4 protein-coding genes are annotated in these 3,091 nt (G+C 58.8%); all 4 read right to left on the bottom strand.

Features of this window, described 5'->3' with window-relative positions:
* Positions 1 to 701: 701 nt before the first annotated feature.
* Positions 702 to 1,265 carry a recombinase family protein gene (locus G3446_RS26125; protein ID WP_164456587.1) on the bottom strand — a complete coding sequence of 188 codons (564 nt, stop codon included), beginning with the start codon at positions 1,263 to 1,265 and terminating at the stop codon, positions 702 to 704.
* A 124-nt stretch (positions 1,266 to 1,389) separates the two neighbouring features.
* Complete coding sequence (locus tag G3446_RS26120; RefSeq protein ID WP_164456586.1) at positions 1,390 to 2,022, bottom strand: hypothetical protein; 633 nt, start codon at positions 2,020 to 2,022, stop codon at positions 1,390 to 1,392.
* Positions 2,023 to 2,282: 260 nt separating this feature from the next.
* Positions 2,283 to 2,669 carry a hypothetical protein gene (locus G3446_RS26115; protein WP_164456585.1) on the bottom strand — a complete coding sequence of 129 codons (387 nt, stop codon included), beginning with the start codon at positions 2,667 to 2,669 and terminating at the stop codon, positions 2,283 to 2,285.
* A 29-nt stretch (positions 2,670 to 2,698) separates the two neighbouring features.
* Positions 2,699 to 2,947 (bottom strand): hypothetical protein, encoded by a 249-nt coding sequence (locus G3446_RS26110; protein WP_164456584.1) that lies wholly within the window; start codon positions 2,945 to 2,947, stop codon positions 2,699 to 2,701.
* Positions 2,948 to 3,091: the final 144 nt, after the last annotated feature.

The following is a 3,091-nucleotide window of genomic DNA, read 5'->3' as shown; positions in this document are numbered from 1 at the left end:
TTGTGCAGCCGAGTCTCGTGCTGGAGGCCCTTTAGAATTCTCATCGTTTTGTCAAAGATTTTGTCGATAAGGGACTAAGCAACGTGAGATGCTCTGCGTCCACCACGCTGCTCCCGCAAGAGTCGTAACCGCGACCCGGCTGGCCGAACTTGTTGGTTACGACACCTACAGCGGGGTCAATCTCCACTATGGCAAGCTGGCAACGGCGGTCGCGGACGAGCTAGGTTTCGATCTTGCGGGGCGGGCTAGAGCTGGCATGTTGGTGGAGTTTGTGGCCCCGCAAACCGCCGGGAACGAGCACTGGCTTTGGGTCATGCGGTTCCCAGTTGCTCAGGCCCTTGAAGACCTCGGGTGGGTTGAACGCACGACGCACCTGCTTTACCCGGACACCGTTCTATCACCTGACTTCGATCTGCCAGACGACACGGGGGACTGAGCCCGCTACCGCCTCAGTGAGAGCCGGGCGAGAGTGAGCCCCCTTCGGACGGGGCTTAGGAGGGGCTAGCCGTTCTCTTGTGCAGATAATTGCACTCGAACTAGCTCCCCTTGCTCCGAGTCCTTGGGGCGAACCACGAAGCCAGACCCGACCATGAAGACATCCGCTTGCCCTTGCTCCTCTAGGGCTTCCTGAAGGCTTCTGGCGTGGTCTTCGATGCTGGCCATAGGTTCCCCCGGAAAGAGGGACTGGAACTCGTCTCGGGTCATTCTGTGGTGCCTGCAAGGTGTTGGTACATGGTGGCGCGAGAGACACCGTAATCCTTGGCTAAGGCCGCTGCTGATTCCCCCGCCTCTCGACGCTGGCGCGCTTCCTTGACCTGCTCGGGGGTCAAGATTGGCTTGCGGCCAAGGTGCTTGCCCTTCGCCTTCGCGGCTTGGATGCCCTCCCGCTGGCGCTCACGAATCAGGGACCGCTCGAACTGCGCGAAAGCGCCCATCATCTGGAACATGAGCATTTGCATGGGGTCGCTAGCGCCCGTGAAGGTCAGCCCTTCCTTGTGGAAGCGGACGGAGACCCCCCGCTCGGTCAGGTCCTCGACCAGCTTTTGAAGCTCCAAGAGGTTGCGGGCTAGGCGGTCGATGCTGTGGACGTGGAGGGTGTCCCCGTCCCGCAGGTATTCGAGGCATGCCTGAAGCTGGGGGCGGTTGTCGGTCTTGGCCCCGCTCAGCTTGTCCTCGAACGCCTTGTCTAGGGTCACGCCTTCGAGCTGGCGCGTGGTGTTCTGGTCCGTGGTGCTGACTCTCCGGTATCCGATTGCCTTGCTCATCTGTCCGTCTCCGCTGTCCTGGTGTCTGGAAACATTACAGACAATTCTGGAATGGTGTCTATAAATTCTTTTATAACCTTTTCAGACAACAAGAATCAGTCACTTGCGCGGGTTCGGGAACTGTTCAGGAAGGTGTACCTTCTTGGACGGGTTGAGCCCACCTCTTGAGGAGCTTCGGCAGGTTCGAGACGGACGGAGCACGGCCACACTCGGCTTGGATGAAGTCCGCAATCTGCTTATGGGGATAGTTGGCAGAGAACCGCATCTCGACAGCCTTCGCCTTCACATGCTCGGGATAGCCCAGAAATGCCTCAACCTTGGGTGCTTCCCCGTTACCCAGTAACGCCTTTGGCGGTTCGGGGTCCGTTGGCTCTGGCTCTTGTGCGTTACCTGGTAACGTCATTGAAGGTTCAAGGTCGGTTGGCTCTGGTTCTTCCCCGTTACCTGGTAACGCTTGTTCGAGGGGATTCGATAGCGCCAGCTCTCGGTTCAGATAGCGTTCCTGGTCTTGGGAGCTGAGCCCCGCCAGGACGTGCCGCTCAGTGGCGTCTAGCGCCAGCTCTAGGGCTTCTCTGAGCGTTACCGCGTAACCCGTGGCTAGTCTCCCAAGCTGCGCCTTGGCGTGAGCTGAGACGGCGATAGAGAGCCGTTCTAGCTGGTGCCCGTCCGGGTCCTTGAAGGCGCGTTCCCGGTATCTGCGCTGACGCTCCGCCGTGCGGGCTCTACGCTCTTCGTCGGTGAGGGTCTTTCTGGGCATGGTCTTGGGTCCTCCGCGTTACCGCATAACGTGATAGGACAAGCATAAGGCGTTATGCGGTAACGCGGAAGAGCAAGGCATTTTCGTTGACTCAACGCTCTACCGGGAACAGGGACTGCCCCCTGGTGTGCGTCTCGGCAAGGGGCTGGGGGGATGCAGATAACTGCACTAAGCGTCACGTCTGTATCCCCGCCAACGGCTTGAGTGTCATCCGGTTGGAAGGTGTGGGGGCGATATAAAACGGCCCACCGATACCGCTATCAGTAGCAGTCAGGGAGACCAAAATCCTCACACATGTCTGGGGGTAGAACCTTCATGAGACAGGGATTCAACGGGTTTCCCCGATTCTCCTGAATGCTGATGGGCTTGTTTGCCGCTTGGGTGCGCTCCCGCCAAGGTGCTTTCTTGTCCTTCACGCATTCGATCAGGGTGGTGAGGGCAATCTCCCCCGTATCTCGAACCATCTCCCGCATCCGGTTGATGGGGCGTTCCTGCTCATTCTGCACCAGCTCCCGATAGGTGCGATTGTGCTGCCATTCCTCGAACTCATCGGGGTCGAGGCCGAGGGATTCACGGACGGCGTTTAGAGGCGTTCCAGTGGCTTGGAGGATGGCGGCTCGGGTCATGCGGTCTTCGGGGTGTGACATGGATTTGTCCTCGGTTGGGGGTTGGGTTGTCAATGGAGGGTGTGATTGGTGGGGAAGAGCTGGCTCAAGACGCTGGCGTAGGCTTCCGCACAGTCCTTCTTGCGGGCTTCGGGGTTCCAGAGGTTCGGGCTGTCCTTGAGTGCCAGTAGAAACCGTCTGCGGTCATTCTTGGGGAGGAAATCCAGAGCCCCCCGCAATCCATACTTCTCGACCGCAGCCGTGAAGAAGGGGCGGAAGTCGAAGTCGGAGCCCTTGATGGGGTTGGGTAGGTCGGGCATGGCGTATACCTTCAATGATTCGATGAGGTAGTTGTCCGGGTAACCCGCGAAGGTCTCCTTGTGGCTGTATACCTCGTATAGGCACAGATTGCGCCCTCTTAACCTAGCTCTGAGTAAGCCTCGTTAACCTGCTGTATTTATTTT

It is taken from the genome of Thiorhodococcus minor (genome assembly GCF_010820565.1).
GTDB lineage: Bacteria > Pseudomonadota > Gammaproteobacteria > Chromatiales > Chromatiaceae > Thiorhodococcus > Thiorhodococcus minor.
Note: the sequence above shows the minus strand (reverse complement) of the source record. Positions and strands in the feature narration are given on the sequence as shown.